Here is a 6,758-nt window from a genome sequence, read left to right as displayed (position 1 = left end):
CCGGCGGTCCGGCGGACGGCGGCCCCGCGGACGGTGGGCCGCCGGCCGCCGGGGTGGCGGCGAGGACGGCGCTTCCGGCCAGCAGGGCCAGGGTGAGGCCGATCCGGGCGGCGGGTCGGCGGACGGGTGGCAGACGCACTGGGCCCTCTCCCCCGGCAGGGGGACTGATCCGCACACCGTGTCGCTGACGCTCGCCCACGCGAACGTCGATCACCCCTCCGAGGGCCCCAAATTAGGATGATCGCGCCGACGGGGACGAGCAACTTCCCTCGGACGGACCGGGGTTGCACTCTACTGGGTGACATCCGGCGCACCCGTACGGCCCATTCGACGGATGAACGCCACTGCCGGGCGACCCGGCCCGGAGGCGCCGGCCGCTCAGTGGTGGCCGGTCGCGCCGCCGTTGTCCCGGCGGTCCAGCGCACGCTGGAGGGCGGCGGCCGCGAAGGGGTTCCGCTCGACGGCCCGGCGACGGCGCGGGGCGCGGACGGGGGTGGCGGCGGGGGCGGACGTGGCGTGACGGTCGGCGGTCGGCGACATACCGGGCTCCTTGGAAGCGGCGCTGCGGAGGGCGAGCGCGAAGAGGGGAAAGGGAGCGCGGGAGCAGGGATCGCCTGCTCGTGAAGGCGCACGCGTACACGGGCCGCGCGCCCTGGCTACAGGGGCGGCACACCGTACGGCCCTTCCACGGTACGACCACGCCCCGGCCGTGTCTGCACGAATACTTGGATTTCCTAGTATCTGAGACGGGTCTCACCCGGGAGAACGCAGCGGGGCCCGGACCACCGTCGAACGGTGGTCCGGGCCCTGCCGGGACGGCCCTGGGGCCGGAGGATCAGCCCAGGTCGACCGAGCGCGCGAAGCGGGCGCCGATCTCGGCGGCGATCGCCGAGAGCACCTCCTGCGGGATCTCGGTGTCCACGGTGATGGAGGCCAGCGCGCTGCCGCCGTCGCGGGCGACCTGCATGCCGGCGATGTTGATGCCCGCGTCACCGAGGTGGCGGCCGAGCACGCCGACCACGCCGGGGCGGTCCTCGTACTTGAAGAAGGCCATGTGGTCGGTGAGCGCCACGTCCACGTCGAAGGCGTCCACGCCGACGATCTTCTGGGTCTGCTTGGGGCCGGCCAGCGTGCCGGAGATGGCGATCTCCTCGCCGTTCCCGAGCGTGCCGCGGACGGTGATCACGTTGCGGTGCTCGAGGCTCTCGCTGGAGGTGGTCAGGCGGACCTCGACGCCGCGCTCCTGGGCGAACAGCGGGGCGTTGACGTAGGACACCGTCTCCGCCACCACGTCCTCGAACACGCCCTTCAGCGCGGACAGTTCGAGCACCTTCACGTCGTGCTGGGTGATCTCGCCGCGGACCTCGACGTCGAGGCGGACGGCCACCTCGCCGGCCAGCGCGGTGAAGATCCGGCCGAGCTTCTCGGCCAGCGGCAGGCCCGGGCGGACGTCCTCGGCGATCACGCCGCCCTGGACGTTCACCGCGTCCGGCACCAGCTCGCCGGCCAGCGCGAGGCGCACCGAGCGGGCGACCGCGATGCCGGCCTTCTCCTGCGCCTCGTCGGTGGAGGCGCCCAGGTGCGGGGTGGCGACCACGTTGTCGAAGGCGAACAGCGGGGAGTCGGTGCACGGCTCCTTGGCGTACACGTCCAGGCCGGCGCCGGCCACCCGGCCCTCGCGCAGCGCGCTCGCCAGCGCCTCCTCGTCCACGATGCCGCCGCGGGCGGCGTTCACGATGCGGACGGTCGGCTTGACCTTGTGCAGCGCCTCGTCGCCGATCAGGCCGATGGTCTCCGGGGTCTTGGGGAGGTGGACGGTGATGAAGTCCGACACCTCCAGCAGCTCCTCCAGCGTGACCAGCTTGACGCCCATCTGCGCGGCGCGGGCGGCCTGGATGTAGGGGTCGTACGCGACGATCTTCATGCCGAACGCGGACATCCGCTGGGCGACCAGGACACCGATCCGGCCGAGGCCGACGACGCCGAGGGTCTTCTCGCTCAGCTCGACGCCGGTGTACTTGTTGCGCTTCCACTCGCCCTGCTTGAGCGCGGCGTTGGCCGGCGCGATGTTGCGGGCGACGGAGATCAGCAGGCCGCAGGCGAGCTCGGCGGCGGTGACGATGTTGGAGGTCGGCGCGTTGACGACCATCACGCCGGCCTTGGTGGCGGCGGCGACGTCCACGTTGTCCAGGCCGACGCCGGCCCGGGCGACCACCTTGAGCTTGCGGGCGGCGGCCAGCGCCTCGGCGTCGACCTTGGTGGCGGAGCGGATCAGGATCGCGTCGACGTCGGCGATCGCGGTGAGCAGCTCGGTGCGGTCGGCGCCGTTGCAGTGGCGGATCTCGAAGTCGGGGCCGAGGGCGTCGACGGTGGCGGGCGAGAGCTCTTCGGCGATCAGTACGACAGCGCTTTTGGAGGTCACAGTGCTCACGACAGTGGGTCCTTAACTGTCCGGTTCCCCCGGGCACGTAGGTGGCGTGGAGGGCGGGGGAAGGTGGCATGCCGCGTAGGTAGACGCACGACGCTGTGGGCCTGACGCGCACTCGGAGTGTATCGACGGGCTGGGTAGCGGGCTGCTCCCGTCCGGCGAAATCACCCGGACGAGAGCAGCCTACTTGTACAAGGACGTTACAAATTCGGGGCCGGGGAAACGGCCCGGAAGGGGTCAGGCGTTCTCGTTGACCCAGCTCATCAGCGAGCGCAGCTTCTTGCCGGTGGTCTCCAGCAGGTGGTCCTCGTCGGCCTTCTTGTACTCGTTGTACTTGGGCAGGCCCGCCTTGTACTCGGCGATCCAGGTGTTGGCGAAGGTGCCGTCCTGGATCTCGGCGAGGACCTGCTTCATCGCGGCCTTGGTGTCCGCGGTGATGATCCGCGGGCCGGTGACGTAGTCGCCCCACTCGGCGGTCTCGGAGACCGACCAGCGCATCTTCTCCAGGCCGCCCTCGTACATCAGGTCGACGATGAGCTTCAGCTCGTGCAGGCACTCGAAGTAGGCGATCTCCGGCTGGTAGCCGGCCTCGACCAGGGTCTCGAACCCGGCCTTCACCAGGGCGGCGGTGCCACCGCAGAGGACGGCCTGCTCACCGAACAGGTCGGTCTCGGTCTCCTCGGTGAAGGTGGTCTTGATGACGCCGGCCTTGGTGGCGCCCAGGCCCTTGGCGTAGGACAGCGCCAGCTCGAAGGCCTTGCCCGAGGCGTCCTGCTCGACCGCGACGATCGCGGGGACGCCGCGGCCCTCCTCGTACTGGCGGCGGACCAGGTGGCCCGGGCCCTTCGGGGCGACCATGCAGACGTCGACGTCCGCCGGGGGCTTGATGAAGCCGAAGCGGATGTTCAGGCCGTGGCCGAAGAACAGGGCGTCGCCGGCCTTCAGGTGCGGGGCGATGTCGGCCTCGTAGACGTCGGCCTGGATCGGGTCCGGGACCAGGATCATGATGACGTCGGCCTCGGCCGCGGCCTCGGCCGGGGTGACGACGCGCAGGCCGGCCTCCTCCGCCTTGGCACGGGACTTGGACTCCGGCTTCAGGCCGACCCGGACGTCGGCGCCGGAGTCGCGCAGCGACAGCGCGTGGGCGTGGCCCTGGCTGCCGTAGCCGATGACCGCGACCTTGCGGCCCTGGATGATGGACAGGTCGGCGTCGTCTTCGTAGAACAGCTCGGCCACGGGGGCACATCTCCTTGCGTGATGGGGTCCGGGTACGCGGTGTTCACCGTATGCGCACGCGGTGTGGTGTGGGTCTTTGCTTCAGGGATTGAGACGCGGAGGCGCGCTGTTCACGCGCTGCGGTCCAGGGCGCGCAGCGAGCGGTCCGTGATGGAGCGCGCGCCGCGGCCGATGGCGACCAGGCCGGACTGGACCAACTCCTTGATGCCGTAAGGCTCCAGCATCCGGAGCATGGCCTCCAGCTTGTCCGAGCTGCCGGTGGCCTCGATGGTCACCGCTTCCGGCGACACGTCGACGGTCTTGGCACGGAACAGCTGGACGATCTCGACGATCTGCGACCGGGTCTCGTTGTCGGCGCGGACCTTCACCAGGACCAGTTCCCGCTGGATCGCAGCGGACTGGTCGAGTTCGACGATCTTTATCACGTTCACGAGCTTGTTGAGCTGCTTGGTGACCTGTTCCAGCGGGAGGTCCTCGACGTTGACCACGATCGTCATCCGGGACACGTCCGGATGCTCGGTCGAGCCGACGGCGAGGGAGTCGATGTTGAAACCCCGACGGGAGAACAGGGCGGCGATGCGGGCGAGCACGCCGGGCTTGTTCTCGACCAGGACGGAGAGGGTGTGCTTGGACATGGGATTCCTCAGTCGTTCTGGAGAGGGGGACATCAGTCGAGGTCGTCGCCGAAGTCGGGGCGCACGCCCTTGGCGAACTGGATCTCGTCGTTGCTGGTGCCGGCCGCGACCATCGGCCAGACCATGGCGTCCTGGTGGACGATGAAGTCGATGACGACCGGGCGGTCGTTGATCTCCATCGCCTGCCGGATGACCGCGTCGAGGTCCTCGGGGCGCTCGCAGCGCAGGCCCACGCAGCCCATCGCCTCGGACAGCTTGACGAAGTCGGGGATCCGGGTGCCCTGGGCCGGCGGCTCGATGCCGTCGTGGCCGGGGCCGGAGTGCAGCACGGTGTTGGAGTAGCGCTGGTTGTAGAACAGCGTCTGCCACTGCCGGACCATGCCCAGCGAGCCGTTGTTGATGACCGCGACCTTGATCGGGATGTCGTTCAGGGCGCAGGTGACCAGTTCCTGGTTGGTCATCTGGAAGCAGCCGTCGCCGTCGATGGCCCAGACCGCGCTCTCCGGGCGGCCGGCCTTGGCGCCCATCGCCGCGGGGACGGCGTAGCCCATCGTCCCGGCGCCGCCCGAGTTGAGCCAGGTGCCCGGCTTCTCGAACCGGATGAACTGCGAGCTCCACATCTGGTGCTGGCCCACGCCCGCGGCGTAGATCGCCTCGGGGCCGACCAGCGTCCCGATCCGCTCGATGACCTGCTGCGGCGAGAGCCGCCCCTCCGGGGCCGGCTCGTAGCCGAGCGGGTAGGTCTTCTTCCACTCGTCGAGCCGCTCCCACCACTCGGTGTAGTCGCCCTTGTGGCCGGCGTCGAACTCGGCCTGGACGGCGACGATCAGGTCGGCGAGCACCTCGCGGGCGTCGCCGACGATCGGCACGTCCGCCGGGCGGTTCTTGCCGATCTCGGCCGGGTCGATGTCGGCGTGGACGACCTTGGCGTTGGGGGCGAAGCCGTCCAGCTTGCCGGTGACGCGGTCGTCGAAGCGGGCGCCGAGGGTGAACAGCAGGTCGGACTTCTGGAGCGCGGTGACGGCGGGGACGGAGCCGTGCATGCCGGGCATGCCCAGGTGCTGCGGGTGGCTGTCCGGGAACGCGCCGAGCGCCATCAGGGTGGTGACCACCGGGGCGCCGGTCAGCTCGGCGAGGATCCGCAGCTCGGCGGTGGCCCGCGCCTTGAGCACGCCGCCGCCGACGTACAGCACCGGTCGCTTGGCGCCGACCAGCATCTTCGCGGCCTCGCGGATCTGCTTGGCGTGCGGCTTGGTCACCGGGCGGTAGCCGGGCAGCGCGGTCTCGACCGGCCAGCGGAAGGTGGTGGTCGCCTGGAGCGCGTCCTTGGCGATGTCGACCAGGACCGGGCCGGGGCGGCCGGTGGCGGCGATGTGGAAGGCCTCGGCGATCACCCGGGGGATCTCGGCCGGGTCGGTGACCAGGTAGTTGTGCTTGGTGATCGGCATCGTGATGCCGCAGATGTCCGCCTCCTGGAAGGCGTCGGTGCCGATCGCCTTGGAGGAGACCTGGCCGGTGATCGCGACGACGGGCACCGAGTCCATGTAGGCGTCGGCGATCGGGGTGACCAGGTTGGTCGCACCCGGACCGGAGGTCGCCATGCAGACCCCGACCCGGCCGGTGGCCTGGGCGTAGCCGGTGGCGGCGTGGCCGGCGCCCTGCTCGTGCCGGACCAGGATGTGGCGCACCTTGACGGAGTCCATCAGGGGGTCGTACGCGGGAAGGATGGCGCCGCCCGGGATGCCGAAGACGGTGTCCGCGCCCACGGCCTCGAGGGAGCGGATGAGCGACTGGGCGCCGGTCATGGTCTCGACGACGTGCTGGGGAGCGGGAGCGTTGGCGGCCGGGTTGTCCCCGCGGCGGGGGGATGCGGCGTGCTCGGTCATCTGCCTGTCTCTTCTCGGGTTTTGCCGACCCGGTGCTGCGGGCCCCGTGCTGCGAGGGTGGGGTCCCGGTCCGGGTCGAGCGCCGGCTCTGCCTCGATCGTCCCGCTCGGTCCGACGGATCGGACGGGCCAGGGCGGTCGAGGCCAGGGGTCTTGCGGAGGTGGAACAGCGTCAGTGCAACAAAAAACCCCTCGTGCCCAAGGGCATGCGAGGGGTGGCGCGTCGGTCTGTCACGAGCAGGGCGTACGAGCCCACTCAGCCGACGCGCCCGCCAAGTACGAGAATTCGGGTGCGCATGGCAACGACCTTCCTCCCGTGCGGGGCGGCGTGTCAAGCAGGTGGGACGACCGTCTCGCCATGCGGACCACCCGGCGGGCCAGTAACGGCACGGTGTTCGGGCAGGTCAGAGCCGCCATGGTGATGTGCGCCACGCCCCGGTGCGGCGTCCGTCCGGCCGCTGCCGCGGCCACTCGTCCGGGTGTCCTCGGGGACGGGCGGGCGGGTGTCCGCGGGCGGGTACGGGCGGCGGGCCGACAGCGGTCCAGCCGGGCCCGGCGGCGTGGCCAGCGGGCC

General features: G+C 70.9%; 5 protein-coding genes. All 5 read right to left on the bottom strand.

Going from position 1 to position 6,758, the window contains the following annotated elements; all coding sequences use genetic code 11:
• Positions 1-378 precede the first annotated feature (378 nt).
• The 5 genes from AE652_RS47540 to AE652_RS31995 all read right to left on the bottom strand — a co-directional run bounded on the left by AE652_RS47540 (position 379) and on the right by AE652_RS31995 (position 6,185).
• Positions 379-540, bottom strand: a complete 162-nt coding sequence (locus AE652_RS47540) for a hypothetical protein (protein ID WP_199823173.1) — start codon at positions 538-540, stop codon at positions 379-381.
• A gap of 295 nt (positions 541-835) precedes the next feature.
• Positions 836-2,422: a phosphoglycerate dehydrogenase gene (gene serA / locus AE652_RS32010; RefSeq protein WP_049657950.1), complete on the bottom strand. Its 1,587-nt coding sequence runs from the start codon at positions 2,420-2,422 to the stop codon at positions 836-838.
• Positions 2,423-2,665: 243 nt separating this feature from the next.
• Positions 2,666-3,664 carry a ketol-acid reductoisomerase gene (gene ilvC, locus AE652_RS32005; RefSeq protein WP_049657948.1) on the bottom strand — a complete coding sequence of 333 codons (999 nt, stop codon included), beginning with the start codon at positions 3,662-3,664 and terminating at the stop codon, positions 2,666-2,668.
• Between the two features lie 110 nt (positions 3,665-3,774).
• A complete protein-coding gene (gene ilvN, locus AE652_RS32000; RefSeq protein WP_049657946.1) occupies positions 3,775-4,299 on the bottom strand; it encodes an acetolactate synthase small subunit in 525 nt (174 codons plus the stop codon).
• Between the two features lie 32 nt (positions 4,300-4,331).
• A complete protein-coding gene (locus tag AE652_RS31995) occupies positions 4,332-6,185 on the bottom strand; it encodes an acetolactate synthase large subunit (protein WP_049657944.1) in 1,854 nt (617 codons plus the stop codon).
• Positions 6,186-6,758 lie beyond the last annotated feature (573 nt).

This window comes from Kitasatospora sp. MY 5-36, assembly GCF_001182915.1.
In the GTDB taxonomy this organism is placed as follows: Bacteria; Actinomycetota; Actinomycetes; order Streptomycetales; family Streptomycetaceae; genus Kitasatospora.
This window is presented reverse-complemented; position numbering and strand designations above follow the sequence as displayed.